Here is a 17426-nt window from a genome sequence, read left to right as displayed (position 1 = left end):
TCGTGTTGACGTCGCCCAAATGTCTTCTATATTGTGCCGCATGAAGACGAAAGACACTCGGTGGAATGCCCCTGCGGCAATCTGTTTTGCCGCTGCGTGGCTTATGATAATTGCTGTCCCGACAGCAGCGCAGGATTCGGGCTCGATAACCGACGACAGCCTTGTTGGGCAAATGTCCACGGAACAAGTTGAACATCCGGCCCAGGCGACAGAAGAGGCTCAGCCGGTAGTCGAGGGTGAGATGCCGGGCGAGCGCACAGATCCCGGCCCGATCGATTTTCTGATGGCCGGCAAGTTTTTGGGTTTTGCGGTCTTGATGATCGTTGCCCTGGTCCTCCTCGTCAGGCGATGGGTCCATCTCTGGGTGCGCATCGCGCTCCTGCTGGTGGCCTTTGTGCTCTTCGGCCTTGACTACATTTATCCGTTGCATCCCTCCCCCATGTGTGCTGTTACCAAGTTGTTCATGTTCCGGTTTACCTGGGGTGAGTTCTTCCCGGCTTTCCTGGCCCTCTTTTTCGCCATCATGATCCCAAGTCTGATCGGACGCAAACTGTTTTGCGGTTGGGTCTGCCCGCTGGGTGCGATACAGGATTTGGTGAACAAGATTCCGTTCAAACTGCGCTTCAAACGGTTCAACTTTACCCTGTTCAACGCCGTGCGATTGGGTTTATTGGCCGGGTTTATCTTTACCTTTTTCGGAGTGAAAGACCACGTTGAATTCCTGGGTGGACAGGTAGGACTGCAAGGCTCCCAGGACACCTGGACGGCGTTTGCGGCCTACAGTCTGTATGAGCCGGTCAACTTTTTTGAACTGTTGCACTGGGGCATGAACAGTGTGCGCTGGTTTGTCATGTTCGGGATTTTGATTGTCGCCAGCCTGATGCTTTACCGGCCCTTTTGTTATCTGCTCTGCCCTATTGGCGCCTTGACCTGGCTGCTTGAAAAAATCGCACCCGGACGCATCCGGATCGATCATGAAAAATGCACCGGGTGTGAAGACTGCTACGACGCCAGCCCCTGTCCGACGATCCAGCCGCTGGTGGAACAGAACATGAAAGCGCTGCCGGACTGCACTTCTTGTGGCGAGTGCGCCACTGCCTGCCATGAGGACGCCATCAGTTTCGGGTTTAGGAAATAATGAAGTAGGTCGAAACCCCTGGCCCGAAGGACTGCCCTGAGCGAAGTCGAAGGGCAGGTTTCGACAGTTTCCTCAGTAGGTCAGGACCCTCGTGGTCCTGACAGGCAAGCCTGATTTTCTGTCAGGTCCATAAAGGACCTGACCTACAAGAACCTGCCCACAAGACCACACCGCTATGATGGACGCAGGCCGCGAAGCGCAGGAACCCATTTATGGGTGATTTATCACCCACAAAAACCCCGTTTGACATCGTGAAATCCGCGCCGTATATTCGCGGAATGCAAGCAGGAGCTGGTCAGTGAAACCCAAAAAAGTCAAAGCCGCGCGCGGGACAAAACTGTCGTGCAAGGGATGGCATCAGGAAGCCGCCCTCAGGATGCTCAACAACAACCTCGACGCCGAAGTGGCCGAAAAACCGGAAGATTTGATTATCTACGGCGGCAGTGGCAAGGCGGCGCGCAACTGGGAATCATACGACGCTATCGTCAAATCGCTCAAAAAACTCGATAACGACGAAACTCTGATGGTCCAATCCGGCAAACCGGTTGGAATCTTCCGCACCCATGAATACTCGCCGCGCGTGCTGATCGCCAACTCGCATTTGGTACCACACTGGGCCAATTGGGACAAGTTCCGCCAATTGGAACGGCTCGGGTTGATCATGTACGGCCAGATGACAGCCGGTAGCTGGATATACATCGGCACCCAGGGGATTATCCAGGGGACGTATGAAACCTTTGCAGCCATCGCCGATCAACATTTCGGTGGCGACCTGCATGGACGATGGATTCTTACCGGCGGCATGGGCGGTATGGGTGGTGCTCAGCCGATGGCGGCTACCATGGCCGGCGCATCGGTGTTGGTTGTCGAAGTCGATGAGTCGCGCATCAACCGTCGCATCAAACAGGGCTTCTGCGATGTCAAGGTGAAGGCGCTGGACAAAGCGATCAAACTGATCAAGGAACATAACAAGTCCAAAAAACCTATCTCCATCGGTTTGGTCGGTAACTGCGCCGAGATTCTTCCGGAGATTTTCCGCCGCGGAATCGTGCCGGATATCGTCACCGACCAGACCTCGGCCCATGATGAACTAAACGGCTACATCCCCGAGGCGCTGACCATGGTCGAGGCCAATCGCATGCGCAAAAAAGACCCCAAGGGGTATATCAAGCGGTCATTCGAGTCGATGGTCAAGCATTGTGACGCCATGCTCAAGTTTCAGAAAGCCGGCTCTGTCGTGTTCGACTACGGCAACAACCTGCGCGGCCAGGCCCAGACCGGCGGGCTGGTGAACTCATTCGCATATCCCGGATTTGTACCGGCTTATGTTCGACCGTTGTTCTGCGAAGGTCGCGGGCCCTTCCGCTGGGCGGCTCTGTCCGGCGACCCCAAAGATATCGCCGTCACCGACGAGATCGTGCTGAAAGAATTTGCCAAAAACAAGTCGCTGGTTAACTGGATCAAATTGGCTCGTGAACGGATTCCATTCCAGGGGTTACCCGCCCGTATTTGTTGGCTGGGTTACGGTGAGCGGGATCGCTTTGCCGACATTATGAACAGCTATATCAAGAAGGGCAAGATTTCCGCGCCTATCGTGATCGGACGCGACCATCTCGACTGCGGCTCGGTCGCCTCCCCCTATCGTGAGACCGAAGGCATGCTCGACGGGTCCGATGCTATCGCCGACTGGCCCCTGTTGAACGGATTGCTCAGTGCTATTTCCGGCGCCAGTTGGGTGTCGATCCATCATGGCGGCGGGGTTGGTATCGGCAACGCGATACATGCCGGTATGGTTGTGGTGGCCGACGGAAGCCAGGAGATGGCCGAGCGTCTCAACCGCGTTTTGACCAACGACCCCGGTACTGGTATTATGCGCCATGCCGACGCCGGCTACAAAGAAGCAGCCGACTTCGCTCGTAAGCACAAAGTCAAGATCCCCATGCTAAAAAAGTAGAAGCGGCAGCCATGACCGGCGGACATGGTTACAATATCCCTGTGGCCTCGATGGCCATCCATCGTTGCTTGTGGTTTGTAGCGCTTACAGCTCTCTTGTTTTCACTCGGCTGCGGTTCCGGGGTTGACTTGGAAGGCCACGACTACGGTGATATCCCCCGGCTTGATTCCTGCATTTCATACGATTTCAACATTGTCGATCTTGGCTACGACGATCTTCCCAACACCGGCTATTCCGAGGCGGCCGCACGCGACACCGACTTTGTACGCGATGCCGACAATGTCATGCTCAGCCAACGGGATGGCCAGGCCTACTACCATCCGGTTGGCATGACTCACAAACTATATGCCTTGATCGACGTCTACCATCGCACCGGCGATACCACACTTCTGCAACTTGCCAACAAATATACAACCCGCCTGATTAAAGAAGCCATGATCTTCGACACCGCAATGTACTTCCCCTATCACATAGACTACAAAGTCCATCGGCGCGATGATGCTCTTTTGAGAGCGCCCTGGTTTTCGGGGATGGCTCAGGGGGAGGCGCTTGGTGTTCTCGTGCGCATGTTTAAGATAACCAAAGACTCGACTCTTCTTGAATTCTCACATCGGGTTTTCAGCTCTTTCCTCAGACTTCGCTCAGACAGCAGTCCCTGGACGGTTTTTCGCGACAGTTGTGGCTGCTACTGGATCGAAGAGTATCCCACCCAACCACCCAGTATGACCCTGAATGGTTTCATCTTTGCAATCTACGGGTTGTATGATTATTTCCTGCTCACCGCTGACCCGCGAGCGGAAATGGTTTTGGAAGATTGCCTGAGTACCATCAAGAACTACTTGCCTCTGTTTCGGCGAACGGGCGGGATAAGTTTCTACAACCTGCATTTTCGACGCTTCGATGTCAATTATCACCGAGTCCATATAGACCAGTTGCGCGATCTGGCCCGGATGACCGACGACCCGTTTTTTGATCACTGGGCTGACAGCTTAAACAAAGACTATCCCAGGTAACCCACCCCAGGCTTTGGGGAGTGTTGACAAAGCCTCCTCATGTGTTGCGGTGGGTCCTGTACGCCGCGGCGGACGCGAGCGAATCCGTGTGACCCGCCGCCGCTGTCCAACATGGGGTTAGGTGTCGGGTCACAACCCCCGCTATCGCGGGGTTCAGGACCCGACACAACGTATACCGGGTTTATCAACAAGCCCTTTGTCGCCGGACAAGAATCGTTTTGATCAAAACCGCTCACACCATATATTCGTGACATGCCGCTGGAAAAAAAAGCAACGCTACTCATAAAGAATGTCGGCCAACTAATCACTATGGCCGGTGCCGTCCCGCGATTGGGTCCTCAAATGAAAGAGCTGGGGCTGATCGAAGACGGTGGCATCGCAGTAACCGGTGATGAGATTCTGGCCGTTGGTCTCTCCGATGAAATCGAGGGTCGCGCCCAACTGGCCGAAGGCTGCCGTGTCATCGATGCCTGCGGTATGGTGATGACGCCCGGGCTCATAGACCCTCACACGCACCCGGTCTTTTCGATGACGCGCGAGAAAGAGTTCGAGATGCGTATCCTCGGCAAGAGCTATATGGAAATCGCGCAGGCCGGCGGTGGCATCCGCGCCTCAGTGCGTGACCTGCGCAGTAGTCCAACCGAACTTCTCAAGCAGCGAACCGCACGGCGGCTGGATCGTCTCCTGGCTCACGGAATCACCACCATCGAAGCAAAATCGGGCTACGGACTATCGACAGAGTCGGAGATCAAACAGCTGGAGATCATCCGCGACCTGAACCTGTCGCATCCCATAGATATGGTACCTACTTTTCTGGGCGCCCACGAAGTCCCCGATGAGTATCGCGACAATCGCCAGGCTTATATCGAACTGGTCATCAATGAAATGCTCCCCAAAGTCGTTTCCGAAGGGCTGGCTGAGTTTTCGGACATCTTCTGCGAAGAGGGTGTGTTTAACGTCGACGAATCCCGACACATCCAGCAGGCGGCGCAAGATGCAGGTCTTGGTTTGAAATTCCACGCCGATGAATTGAAGTCCACCGGCGGCGCGGAATTGGCGGCATCTATGAATGCCGTGTCGGCCGATCATTTGGTCTATATCTCAGACTCAGGCATCAGCGCCATGGCCGACACCGGTACCGTGGCGGTACTTCTGCCCGGTACCACATTCTCTTTGGCCGGCAGCAAATATGCCCCGGCCCGCACGATGATCGAATCCGGCGTTGTCGTTGCCTTATCCACCGATTGTAACCCCGGCTCCAGCCACACCGAATCGATGCCGTTGATTATTTCGCTGGCCGCGCTGCAAATGAAAATGACCGCCGCCGAGGCAATCTCGGCTGTCACGGTCAACGCCGCCTGTGCTATCAAACGTCAGGACCGAATCGGCCGACTGGATGTCGGATGTCTGGCCGACATGGTGCTGTGGGAGATCGACGACTATCGTGAGCTTCCCTATCACTACGGTGTCAACCTGGCCCAACTGGTTATCAAGCGGGGCAAAGTAGTCGGCAGTCCGTCAGGAGAAGGGAACGTCCGGAAGACTCAGGGGTTGAAAGGATGATGCCGGCTCTGCGATTAACAGTGTATCCGACGATCTTGCTGCTTTTGGTGGGTTGTTATACTTTCAACCCGGCCGGCAAGTCGAGTATTCAGGCAATTGCCGTCGAGCGGTTCGACAACAAGACTACCGAGTATGACCTGGCCGATCGCATGACCGACCTGGTCATCGATGCCTTCCTGGCCGATGGTACCATGAAAGTCGTCTCAGCCGATAATGCCGACGCCGTTCTGGTGGGTGAGCTGACCGGCTATCAGCGAAAACCGTTTGAGTACGACGAAAACGGCGTCGTGATCTCTTACAGCGTTACCATGACTTTCGATCTCTTATTGAAAAACCCAAACGACAACGACTCTGAGATTTGGCGCGAAAACATGGTGCAGGAAGGTGTGTATAATGTCGACAGCCAGACCGAACAGGACGGACAAAACAGTGCCGTCCAGCGGCTGATTGTCGAGATTATTAACCGTACCACCAAGAGTTGGTAGAGAAATGAAGTGGACCCCGTGCATAAGAGCGTCGACCGAGAAAGTCGATAAACAGTATAAGGTGTAAAGACGTCCAGAATAGGAAATGTTGATGCTGAACAAAACCACACGACTGACCCTGCTTGTCACAATCATAGGTTGGCTGTTTTCGCCGTTGTCCATACTGTCCGGCGAGATCCACTCGGAAGCGGGCACCAGTGCCTTTCCCTTCCTCAAGATTAACATCGGCGCCCGACCGATTGCGATGGGCGGGGCCGCTACCGGGCTGGCCGACGACGAAGCGGCTTTGTATTACAACCCGGCCGGGATTACAGGTTTCAAAGAAAAACGGTGGATAGGCGGCTACCACAACTATTTTCTCGACATGCAATCAGGCTTTTTCGGCATGATCTTCCCGCTGGATGAACAGAGTTCTATTGCCGGTCACCTGGATTATCTCGGATACGGTGAATTCGTTGAAACCGATACCAGCGGCCGCCTACTGGGCACATTCGGCGGCGCCGATATGGTATTGGCGGCCACCTACAGTCGGCTGATAGGTTATAACCTCAGTCTCGGGGTGACAGCCAAATATATCTATGAGCGTGTCCAGGAGTTCTCGGCATCCGGAATAGCTGTTGATCTGGGCGCCAGGTACTCAGATGATCGCGAACGCTTTACCGGCGGCGTAATGGTACAAAACCTCGGCAAGCAGCTTTCATCGTTGGGTGAAGAGAAATATCGGCTGCCGCTAACCTTCCGTGGCGGTGTTTCCTACCGTCCCGTCGGACTGCCTCTCCTTTTGGCCACCGACCTGATCCTCCCGGTCGACAACGATTTTGATTTTGCCATCGGCGGCGAGTACCATGAACTCAAACCGCTTTACCTGCGTCTCGGCTGGAACAGTTTCGGCTCGAACTATCGCGCCGGCAACTCCGACGATAAGTGGGCGGGGTTAAGTGTAGGCTGCGGGTTTGATTACAAACGTCTCCACTTTGCCTACGCGTTTGCACCCGGAGCCGACCTGGGGGACAGCCATCGCATTACCGTCACCGGAGGATTCCCCCGATGATTATGCGCAGGCTCGGTGTGCTGCTGCCGGCTCTGATGGTGCTGGCACTCATCGGCGGATGCGCTTCGGATAAAGACAGCGAGGCGCCAAAAAAAACAGTCATCGCTCTTTTCGGCGCCATGGAAAAGGACGATCAGGCGGCCCTTCTGTATGTTCTCGATCTGCCGGAGCTGATGATGAGCTTGAACGAAGACTACGCTCTGCAGACCGATAGCCCCCGCGTCTTCACCAATCCTGAGCAGATACTCGATGATCTAACCGGCGAGGGCAAGACCAAAAAAACCTGGTTCGCTCTTCAACGAATAATCAGCGGTGTGAATCTCACGGGTGAAGAGACAGCCACCGTCGACGTCACTTTTGTGGACAAAGAAAAATCAAAGGGTTACATGACCCGTTTCGGGCTTCACAAAGTCAACGGTAAATGGAAAATCTATAGCTTCAAGACAGTCAGCGGCAGTTAAATCGACCGTATACCCCACATACTCAGATTGGCGCAAAAAAGAAGTTTGCCGAAAGGACTTGTGGGGATAGAGGGGGAGATCCCCGAAAGTTGCCCTCCAGCAAACTTCAATATATTATACGGCCTGACTCACCGACTGTCAAGAGCGAATCACTAATCCTGACCAAATCCGACAACTTTTGAGACAAACCAGGCTGAGACCACGGCGCCCCCTCATAGTGCTTTGTTGTTAGCGTATAGCATTGTTATTCACCTACTTAGGGGGGTTTATGGCAGTGCGGCGGTGTGAGCGCGGAGAGACCACAGCAGGCCTGCAACAGCGCCCCTCGAAAAGTGGCTTTAACTCCGCCACCGGCGGCGATCACGGGCTTGTCTCGACCTGCCGAAATGGCCTGACTACATCCGCAAATGAGCCTGAGAATCAGGTCAAAAGCTCTTGCACGAAAGGGAGGGCCGGTTCGTCCGAAAAGAAACCGACCGCACTTTTCGGTTGTGCCGAAAGCGTCGGTTACATATATTGGCTCAAAGGTATGTGCTTTAATAGGAGATTTGGTTGATGAATCGTTTCTTTGCTTTAATGGCTGCACTTTTCCTGATTGTAGCGCTCATGAGTTGTCAGTCCGATATAGTGCTGCCGGAAGAGGCACCTCTGAAGGGGACCTACGAAGGTGTTTACTCATATATCACCAACTTCGGTGCCGGTGTGGACCAGGTAACCATCAAGTCTCACGTCATTTTCATCTTTGACGAGACATCCTATCACATGAACCTGGATACAACCTACACCGAGCAGGAGTGCTTCTGCGCCGTCGATGGCCAGTATGCGCTTACCGAAGGAATCCGTCTCAAAGAGGAGAACTCCGGGCCCGAGGAGGGCTGTGAAGGTGCTTGTAACGACGAGTTGAATCCGGAGGGTGTCTTTGTTCGTGAGACCAAAGGTGATTCGCTGATCATGAAGCTGCAGGAAGGCACTACCCTTCAGATGCTCAGGCTTTTGAAGATAGCAGAGTGATCCAAACCGCACGGTCATGATTGGATTCATGACTGGTGTTCGACTAGATGCAAAACAGGGTCTCGGCCCTGTTTTTATTTGAGCGTCCCCCATTTCGCAAACTCTGCGCCGGCCATGCTGATCGCCCGAAGGTCCAAACCGTTAGCAAGATAGCTTTCTCCAGAAGACTCATCATCGCCTAACAGTTCTTCAAACTCCACTTTTTGCTTGACAAAAACGCTATCGCATAGTTAATTGCCCTCAGGAAGAAAGCTTAGCAGGGCTCTTCCACCTCACCTTAGACACCAACAGATCCCTCACACGGCCTTGCGGACCGCCTTTGCATTGGCTATAACGATTTCCCCAGTTTCGTAACAACTCTTCGCCAACGAGTTGGCAAGAACCAAAATCTGAGGAGGAGCATCTATGCACTTTTCCGTCCGCGTCATCTGAAAGCCCGGATACTCGATGATGCCGTGGACACCCAAGCACATGCAAAAAACGTAAGACATTTTTGCAGCTCGATCGGAGTCGTCTTGGACCATCGGCTGAGTGCCCATCAGGTTTGTGGGATCAAGGACTGATCCCCCAGGCATCATCTACACATCAGCACAAACCTGCACACGCTCATCTATCGTCCGAGGGGGTAAAATGGCGGCGCACAGCCGGGACGTTTGAGACGCTTCGATTGTAGCTAACTCAGTTCCGTAATACGACTGGCCGGGAGCCCTAAAAAGCTCCCGGCTTTTATCTTAGCCTGTCGGATGTGGGATGTATCCAATAGTTGTCCGATGGACCCCATAGTTGTCTGATAGACCCCACTGGGAAATATCTGACCGGCTGTTCAATAGCCGGCCAATCCGCCCACCAAGCTGCTGTAAGTAAACCAGTTACCAAACCACCTCAACCTAGCCGGATAAACGGCATCTCGGTTGCTCAACCCCGTCTGAACGCAAGAGGAAACCGTCAGACAGGTGAGAAATATGAAAGTCAAGTTCATACTGACAATGGAAGATCTGGTCGTCGACGACCACAACATCGATCGCGTTATTTTCGACTGGGAAACCGATGTCGACCAGGGTGACATTCTCAAACTGTCGCATGAATGGATCACCTCACAAAACTTCCTGACCCAACGGATGGTCGGCCTGACCCGGGTGGGTGAGTCGTCGTTAACAATCGAGCCGATGGAAGACACCGCCGATGTCTAAAGCAAACCTACTGGCCCAACTTTCCGATCTGGGCGATCGGGCGGCCGCCGAAGCCGACAGCGTCACCGGCGGTCTGGGTTCGATCAAGGCGCTGATTCTCGACTACTTCGGACCCAACGGACTTACGGCAGCCTACATTGTCGCCGCCGTGCTGGCTCTGGTATTAGTCTGGCGCCTGGTCAAGATTGGTTTTGATGCTCTCAAGTATGTGGTCATTCCGTCTGTCGCGCTGGCCGCTGTGGGCAGCTTTGTGTTGGGGTCGCCGTTTGTGAGCCTGCTGCCGGTGACGGTTGTTGGCTGCTCGTTGATTATGTTGTTCAAGGGTTAAGTCCGACATTGTCTGGTTTTCAGGCCCCTTTTTGGGGCTGTTTTTTTGCCCGCCGGGATATCGCCCCGCCACACAAATCGGCTGAACGACAGCCCGTTACTCCACCTCTCCCCACTCCGGCAGGTCGCTTGCTCTATACCTAACTGAAACACAAGACAAACAGAAAGAGCAATCTGAAAACCACGGAACGGCACAGATGGACGATAAAAAAAGATGCATCAACTGCAACCGACCTCTTTTGAAACAGAAAGGCGTCTGGTTGTGCTTTGAATGTAATTCGGACGAGATCGATGTTTCACGTATATTCGTCGATCAGCAGGAATCTGAAGACAGTGTCTTTATCGAATGTCCCGGCGCCACGTTGTACGAACCGGGCACCAACAACGTTATCGGCGGCGTGAAGTACCACGACAACGACGACCCGACCAAGGGATACAAGATTATCGGCGAGCCGGTATTTGCGCCGAACCACAACAAACGCCGTCGGATCAAACGGGAGGCTTTGGGGTCGATCCGTCGATGTCAGGCTTGCCAGGATTATACTGTCCGGATGCGCCGTAAAGAGGGCGCGGATTTTTGTATACCGTCATCGAAATTCCCCCACCGCAAGACACTCAAGAGTGTCCACCATGTGAGTTATGAGCCGTGATCTTTGTAGGTCAGGACCCTTGTTGTCCTGACACAATCGGCGGGTTCACGCCACGGCGCGCAGGCGAAGACGGACCCGCCCTACAGAACTCGTCAGGAGGACAGGCCTCCTGACCTACAAGTGTGATTGGAGATTGCTAGTCGGTTCGTGCAGTCCCGCGTCAGGCCAGTTCTTGGTCGGTGGTCTTGTCGGCCAGGAGTTGCATCACCAGGCACAAGATAGTCGTCTGGTCTTCTATCGGGACATTTTTCAGTCTGTAGCCCGACTCAAACCAGTCAACACCTCTCCCCTTGCGGCTCCAGCGACACTCGGCATCGAATTCGACCGTGGCGTGACCCAAAACCGGTGTCGGAAGTTTGAGGGTCAGCTTGAGAAGTGTCCGTTTTTTCACCGGCTCTTCAGTGATCAGCATGACACCCTCAATCGAAAGATTGGCCAGCCGCCCCACTGCCCGGTCGGTCTCCCTCTCCACTACCGGATAGTATTCCTCGACCTCGTAGCGCGTCAGTCTTCGCCGGTCCATCATAGAAAAACCCTCATCGATCGACCGACTCCTCGGTTCGAGTACGCGGCTGAGTATCCGATTGGGACCATTCGTCGATAACACATCGCAGGATTAGATAAGAGATTATCTCTTTGTCTGTGTCCGAGACATTGGTTAGGCTGTATCCGGATTCGTGACGGTTCTGAACGACATCCTGTTTGCACCAGCGACATTCCGCATCGAATTCGATCTTGGTTTGATCCATAATTGGCTGCGGCAAATCAAGCTTGCACTTAAACAACCGGCCGACTTTCACCGGCCCGTGCGAGACGAACATAGCCCCTTCGGTCGACAGGTTGGCCAGGTTTGCTACGGGCTGCCCGGAGTCCCTATCAAGCACTTTCAGAAGATCGCTTGTTTCGTGTCGTTTCTGTCTTCGCTTATCGTTCATGGATTCCCTCCTGCTGCTTTGGACCCATAGAACATATAAGGTACTAATCGGCGGATTCGGTGGTTTTTTTAGGTGGGGTGGTTTCGGCGCTTATGGCCAAATCCCGAACCTTGACAAACGGCAACCAGACTGCTAATCTTGCTCACGTGACAGCCTCTACCCTTTATCAAGAAACAAGAATTCAACCCGATGAGTAAGAACATCCCGCTGGTCCGAAGGCTGTGGGGCGGTCTACTGTCGTTGTTCCCAATTCCACGCAAGATGACCGGGGAACGACATAGGCGGGCGGAACCCTGCCGAATGTGCGGGTGCCTTGAAGGGCTCAAGATATCGGAAGTTCACTATTGGGACATCAAAGAGTGCGACCTGATGACCTGCCCCCAATGCAACCTGACCCAGTTTGATCCAATGTTGACCGATGAAGAGACGGCTCTTGGTTGTTACGCATACTACATTCAGGAAACCATGGCCGAATCGCGCCACAGCCAACTCAGGAATTGCGTAAGGAACTATCGGCGGGGGGTGGCTTTTGCATCGCGCCTGAAAGCCAAGGGAATTCGTCCCTCGCGGGTGTTGGAACTCGGCCCCGGCAGCGGTTACTTCGCAGCGGGAATGCAGTTCGTATTTGAGCAAGCTGAATTCACCGTTCTTGATGTTCTCGACGAAGTGCTGGACCGGATCAAAGCGGAACATGGTTTCAAGACGATCAAGGCGACCCCGGAGACAATCGATACCAGTGCCTGCGGACGATTCGATCTTGTGGTGGCCAGAGACATAATCGAACACGTCGGCGATATATCGAAAGTGACGAAAAACGTTTTGGAAATCCTGGACGATGGCGGCTATTTCCATTTTATCACACCGAACGGACATGAAGATGCCTGGGCCGGCTTTGCCCGCTGGCGTCTGAGCGCGCAACCATCGGAGATACTTATCAATCACGTCAACTATTTCGATGGCCGCGGCCTTGAACGGTTTTTGAACAAACTGGGATTCGCGACGGTCGATTTCTACAACTATGGTCTAAAAGGTACCAGAAGGGGACGTGGTTGGGGGTTGCGGGACAAGAACGCATGCACGCCATCGACACGGAAATCGGCTGCGTCTATGGTACGTCAAAACGAAGGCAAACTCAGAGCGTTCGATGTTGTCAAACGAGAAGTTCTCAACGAGTGGTGGCTTCATCCCAAACTAAAATCGCTCGCGCCCTGGTACTGTCGTTTCCGGGATCGATGTATCATTCGCCTGCCCGTTCACTTGAATGTCGGGCATGAGATTTTCGCCCTATTGCAGAAAAAGTAGCGGAATTTCCAAAAATCGAGGAATCCCCGGAATCCAACCTTAAAACTTGACCCTGATGACACCGGGGGCTACCGTTTTATCATGCAATCGGCGGATGGCTGATTGGATGTCATGACTAAAACGAAGGAGTTGTCCAAATGAAACGAGTGTTTATTGTCGGATTGTGCGCCCTGGTGTTGGCAAGCTCCATGGGGTGCGGATGGTCACGAAAGAACAAGGGCGCCGTCATCGGGGCCGGTGCGGGGGCGGTACTTGGTGGTGTCATCGGAGACAAAGCCGGTAACACCGCCGTGGGGGCAATTCTGGGCGCGGCTATCGGTGGTGCAGCCGGGGCTTACATCGGTAACTACATGGACAAGCAGGCGGCGGAGATTGAAAAGGACTTGGAAGGCGCCACTGTCGAGCGGGTCGGCGAGGGAATCAAGATCACTTTTGATTCGGGAATTCTATTCGATGTGAACTCATCCGGCTTGCACCCGGAAGCCAAAACCAATCTCACTCGGCTGGCTGAAGTGCTGAACAAGTATCCGGACACCGATGTCCTGGTGGAGGGGCACACCGACATAACCGGAACGCACGACCACAACATGGATCTATCGCTTAGGCGGGCCCAGTCGGTGGCCAATCACATGACCGGACTGAACGTTATTGCCTCGCGGTTTCGCATGATGGGGTATGGTCCCGATCAGCCGGTTGCGACCAACGATACCAACGCCGGGCGTCAGGCCAACCGCCGGGTCGACATAGCCATCTTCGCCAACGACAAGCTCAAGAACGCCGCTCGCAAACAAGTCGAGGGGTAGGGGGACCGTCGATTGTCGTGTTCTTGGGTGTGAATCTAATAGGTCATTGACCATTCGCCAGTGACTGGTATCATGTCAAAAGCAACATGTTCACTGATAGCTGTCAGCATTGTGGCTACTCTGACGATTAATTGCACCGGAGGCCGAAAAAGCGCATCCGCATATCTCAAGTACGCAATGAAATCTGAAGATAACGGCGACCTTGAAGAGGCGATTTCTCTCTATACCGAAGCTCTTGCGATAGACTCTCTCCTGATAAAGGCCTACATACGACGTGGGCATACCTATGATAAGCTCGGTGATCCCGAACGGGCCATGCTTGACTATGACGAGGTTCTTAAAATCGACCCTGACAACGCCAGGGCCTATTTCCATCGCGGATTCAGTCACCTGGTCGCCCGTGAGGATGGCGAGACAGATCCTGCCGGTGCGGTAAGAGAGTTCACCAAAGCTGTAGAACTCGGGCTTGATAATGCCAAGGTGTACTATTTCCGTGCTGATGCACGGAAGCGTGTCGGTGATTTGGAGGGCGCTCTTTTGGACTACAAGAAGTACATGTTTCGAAGCCGCGATGAAGACAAGCGGTCAGTCCAGCGGGCCAGAGAGGAAATCCGAGAACTGGAAAAAGCACTCGAAGACCAATGATGCACAGTGCCAGCGGGGCTGGCAACAGGTGTCCCGGTTGCCCCCCTCACTCCGGGGCTGGGCAGGGGATTTCGCCCCGTTGATCAGACACCTCGCGCAACCAGTCAAAGAGTGTCCTCGCCTCCACAGAGAGATTCCTGTAGGCCATATCACCGTGCTGGTATAACAGAACCGTGCGATAGGTAAGTGTCGAATCGTCGCGCACATAAGCAAGATACCTGGCTGTACCGAAGTCGGCACAACGGCGAGCAACATCGGACATAGTCCCAACTGCGCTGGCCGGTATCAGAGCTTTGGAAGCTGCCACCTCCGCCGGATCGACAACCCCCAGAAACTCGGCGCCGTGGCTAAATTTCTCCAACAGTTCCTGTTCGGTGATTGCTTCGTGGTTCTCTGGTCGCCAGGGATCATCGTCATGTTCGTAGTGGTACGAGTAACGCCGCCCTGATCCATCGATATACCAACCCTCGCACCTGTAGCCCCAAGCCCCGTTGACATAGCCGACCTCAAACAGAATTGCCTGATCGGCCGGCAGTTTCGGCAACGATTGAACAAAACCATCACCATCGTCCGACACACCGGACTGGCCGCAAGACAACCACAACAGCCCGGCCATCAAACAGACTATCAATCTCGGGAACCATCGTTGAATGAATCTACCTTCGCATGTCATCGCCTCCTCCTTCCGATTGCGCCCTCACGATGCGGATTATCGCATCGCATGGACATTCGCATGCTTATAAGATTATACCCAGGTTGGAGCTTTTCGCAAGATGTTTATTCTCTGGTGGGCGGGCTGTCGGCTACAGAGCGTACTCTTTGGCGTGATGGTCACACAACCAGAGGTAGTGGCCTGACCACACATCGGCTTTCAGTGGGACTTCCAGCTTGACAAGCTGAAGCTTGGGAAGTTGTCTTTGAATATGTAGCCACTTCATTACAAGCAGGGCGGGTCCGTCTTCGCCTGCGCGCCGCGGCGTGAACCAGACTTTGTCGGCAGGTCTGAAGACAGACCTACCCTACTGACCAGCACCGTATCACAAAAAAACTACAAGTTCAGTATTTTTGACTGACAGTACCTGTCAGTGGTGGGGGTTATAATCCGCGCAGACAAGAGGGGCTTGCGGGGCGCCCGCGGGTCGGAAATGACATCGCGGACCTTCGATCAGGGAGAGGCGGATCACGTGCTGGCCGCCTCTCCCGCTGAAAGCGCTCAGGCCCCGGAGGTTGAACCAAGAGAGCTAAGACCTGCCAATCCCAGCGTCTGGTACCATACGGTGCAGTCTGCCTACAAGACACAGGTTAGCTCAAAAAGGAAAGAGAGTCTGTATGCTGGCCAGAGTGATTTCATCCGCCACCATGGGCGTCGATGCCTACAGGGTCGAGGTCGAGGCTGACATTCAACAGCAGCTTCCCGCTTTTGTCACCGTCGGGCTGCCGGAAGGAGCGGTACGGGAATCCAAGGAACGGGTGACCGCGGCTATCAAAAACTCCGATTTTATCTTTCCCTCCAAACGGGTAACCATCAACCTCGCTCCGGCGGATATCAAGAAGGAAGGCTCGGCTTTCGACCTGCCTATCGCAGTCGGTATCCTGGCCGCCACCGGACAAGTGCTGCGCGACCGCTGCGATGAGTTCGTGATCCTGGGCGAACTGTCGCTCGACGGCGCCCTCCGGGCAGTACCGGGCGTTTTGCCTATGGCGATGGTACTCAACGGCAACAACGGCCTCAAAGGGTTGATCGTCCCCGGGCAAAACGCCGAAGAAGCAGCCATGGCCGGTACCCTGCCGGTGTTTCCGGTGCGCTCGCTAAAAGAGGCGATCCACTTTCTGGAAGATGAATCGAGCATCCGACAGTTCCACGTCGATATCAACTCAGCCTTCGATGCCGCCCACAAATACACAATCGACTTTGCCGATGTCAAGGGTCAGGAATCAGCCAAACGGGCGCTGGAAGTCGCGGCCGCCGGTGGCCATAATATCGTCATGATCGGACCGCCCGGCTCCGGCAAAACCATGCTGGCCCGGCGGATGCCGACGATTCTGCCCGATATGTCACTTGAGGAAGCGCTTGAGACAACCAAAATCCACTCGGTGGCGGGGCAACTGACGGCTGAATCATCGCTGGTTGCGACACGACCGTTCCGATCGCCGCATCACTCGATCTCTTATGCCGGACTGATCGGCGGCGGCGCCATTCCCAAACCGGGCGAGGTCTCGCTGGCCCATCATGGCGTGCTGTTCTTGGATGAACTGCCCGAGTTCAAGAAAGATATTCTTGAGATGCTCCGTCAGCCGATGGAAGACAACGCGGTGACCATCTCACGGGCGGCGACTACTCTGACCTATCCGGCCGGGTTCATGCTGGTGGCGGCTATGAACCCCTGCCCGTGCGGCTACTACGGTGATCCGGCCCATGAGTGCAACTGCTCCACCACCGAGATTCAGCGTTATATGTCGCGGATCAGCGGTCCCCTGATGGATCGAATCGATATCCATATCACGGTTCCGTCGGTGAAATTCCAGGAACTCTCTTCCGAGACCAGCGGGGAGAAATCCGATGCTATCCGCGAACGAGTCAATCGGGCGCGGCAGGCGCAACTAACCCGGTTCGAAAGCGAGAAGAAGATGTTCTGCAACGCTCACATGGAATCGCGCGACATTCGAACCTACTGTAAAGTAGATGAAAAGTCCCAATCGCTCTTGGCCATGGCCATTCAGCAGCAGGGGTTATCGGCGCGGGCGTATGATCGGATTCTCAAAGTGGCGCGTACAATAGCTGATTTGGCCGGCGCTTCGGATATCGAACTGGGCCATATCGCCGAGGCCATCCACTACCGTTCGCTTGACCGCAAGCTGTGGCTGTGAAGGGGGGTAGAACAGAAAAACGACCTGAGG

General features: G+C 54.4%; 18 protein-coding genes. 15 read left to right on the top strand and 3 right to left on the bottom strand.

What is annotated here, in order from left to right:
- Nucleotides 1-103 precede the first annotated feature (103 nt).
- From OEV49_15930 to OEV49_15880, 11 genes are all read left to right on the top strand, one after another.
- On the top strand, nt 104-1138 hold the full coding sequence (locus OEV49_15930) for a 4Fe-4S binding protein (GenBank protein ID MDH3892555.1): 1035 nt from the start codon (nt 104-106) through the stop codon (nt 1136-1138).
- Between the two features lie 298 nt (nt 1139-1436).
- Entirely contained in the window at nt 1437-3092 is a 1656-nt protein-coding gene (hutU, locus tag OEV49_15925; protein ID MDH3892554.1) for a urocanate hydratase, read from the top strand.
- 11 nt (nt 3093-3103) lie between these two features.
- A complete protein-coding gene (locus OEV49_15920) occupies nt 3104-4105 on the top strand; it encodes a D-glucuronyl C5-epimerase family protein (protein MDH3892553.1) in 1002 nt (333 codons plus the stop codon).
- Nucleotides 4106-4357: 252 nt separating this feature from the next.
- On the top strand, nt 4358-5668 hold the full coding sequence (gene hutI / locus OEV49_15915) for an imidazolonepropionase (protein MDH3892552.1): 1311 nt from the start codon (nt 4358-4360) through the stop codon (nt 5666-5668).
- Entirely contained in the window at nt 5665-6153 is a 489-nt protein-coding gene (gene lptE / locus OEV49_15910; protein ID MDH3892551.1) for an LPS assembly lipoprotein LptE, read from the top strand. The genes hutI and lptE overlap by 4 nt, the downstream gene beginning before the upstream one ends.
- Nucleotides 6154-6244: 91 nt before the next feature.
- On the top strand, nt 6245-7204 hold the full coding sequence (locus OEV49_15905; protein MDH3892550.1) for a PorV/PorQ family protein: 960 nt from the start codon (nt 6245-6247) through the stop codon (nt 7202-7204).
- Entirely contained in the window at nt 7201-7665 is a 465-nt protein-coding gene (locus OEV49_15900; GenBank protein MDH3892549.1) for a hypothetical protein, read from the top strand. The genes OEV49_15905 and OEV49_15900 overlap by 4 nt, the downstream gene beginning before the upstream one ends.
- Before the next feature lie 555 nt (nt 7666-8220).
- Entirely contained in the window at nt 8221-8676 is a 456-nt protein-coding gene (locus tag OEV49_15895; GenBank protein MDH3892548.1) for a hypothetical protein, read from the top strand.
- Nucleotides 8677-9638: 962 nt separating this feature from the next.
- Nucleotides 9639-9866 carry a hypothetical protein gene (locus OEV49_15890; protein MDH3892547.1) on the top strand — a complete coding sequence of 76 codons (228 nt, stop codon included), beginning with the start codon at nt 9639-9641 and terminating at the stop codon, nt 9864-9866.
- On the top strand, nt 9859-10194 hold the full coding sequence (locus OEV49_15885) for a hypothetical protein (GenBank protein MDH3892546.1): 336 nt from the start codon (nt 9859-9861) through the stop codon (nt 10192-10194). The genes OEV49_15890 and OEV49_15885 overlap by 8 nt, the downstream gene beginning before the upstream one ends.
- A gap of 196 nt (nt 10195-10390) precedes the next feature.
- Nucleotides 10391-10843, top strand: coding sequence for a hypothetical protein (locus OEV49_15880; protein ID MDH3892545.1), 453 nt, complete (start codon nt 10391-10393; stop codon nt 10841-10843).
- Between the two features lie 160 nt (nt 10844-11003).
- On the opposite strand, the gene OEV49_15875 is transcribed toward OEV49_15880, so the two are convergent.
- Entirely contained in the window at nt 11004-11369 is a 366-nt protein-coding gene (locus OEV49_15875; protein MDH3892544.1) for a PilZ domain-containing protein, read from the bottom strand.
- 10 nt (nt 11370-11379) lie between these two features.
- The gene (locus tag OEV49_15870) at nt 11380-11778 is read right to left on the bottom strand and encodes a PilZ domain-containing protein (protein ID MDH3892543.1); all 399 of its coding nucleotides are present in this window, start codon (nt 11776-11778) and stop codon (nt 11380-11382) included.
- Nucleotides 11779-11967: 189 nt separating this feature from the next.
- On the opposite strand from OEV49_15870, the gene OEV49_15865 reads away from it, so the two are divergent.
- From OEV49_15865 to OEV49_15855, 3 genes are all read left to right on the top strand, one after another.
- A complete protein-coding gene (locus tag OEV49_15865) occupies nt 11968-13080 on the top strand; it encodes a class I SAM-dependent methyltransferase (GenBank protein MDH3892542.1) in 1113 nt (370 codons plus the stop codon).
- Nucleotides 13081-13217: 137 nt separating this feature from the next.
- On the top strand, nt 13218-13883 hold the full coding sequence (locus tag OEV49_15860) for an OmpA family protein (protein MDH3892541.1): 666 nt from the start codon (nt 13218-13220) through the stop codon (nt 13881-13883).
- Nucleotides 13884-13955: 72 nt separating this feature from the next.
- Nucleotides 13956-14528, top strand: coding sequence for a tetratricopeptide repeat protein (locus OEV49_15855; GenBank protein ID MDH3892540.1), 573 nt, complete (start codon nt 13956-13958; stop codon nt 14526-14528).
- Nucleotides 14529-14574: 46 nt separating this feature from the next.
- On the opposite strand, the gene OEV49_15850 is transcribed toward OEV49_15855, so the two are convergent.
- Entirely contained in the window at nt 14575-15201 is a 627-nt protein-coding gene (locus OEV49_15850; GenBank protein ID MDH3892539.1) for a hypothetical protein, read from the bottom strand.
- Nucleotides 15202-15857: 656 nt separating this feature from the next.
- Here OEV49_15850 and OEV49_15845 point away from each other — a divergent pair.
- Nucleotides 15858-17396, top strand: coding sequence for a YifB family Mg chelatase-like AAA ATPase (locus tag OEV49_15845; GenBank protein MDH3892538.1), 1539 nt, complete (start codon nt 15858-15860; stop codon nt 17394-17396).
- Nucleotides 17397-17426: the final 30 nt, after the last annotated feature.

The sequence above is a fragment of the Candidatus Zixiibacteriota bacterium genome (assembly GCA_029860345.1).
Lineage (GTDB): Bacteria > Zixibacteria > MSB-5A5 > GN15 > FEB-12 > JAJRTA01.
Note: the sequence above shows the minus strand (reverse complement) of the source record. Positions and strands in the feature narration are given on the sequence as shown.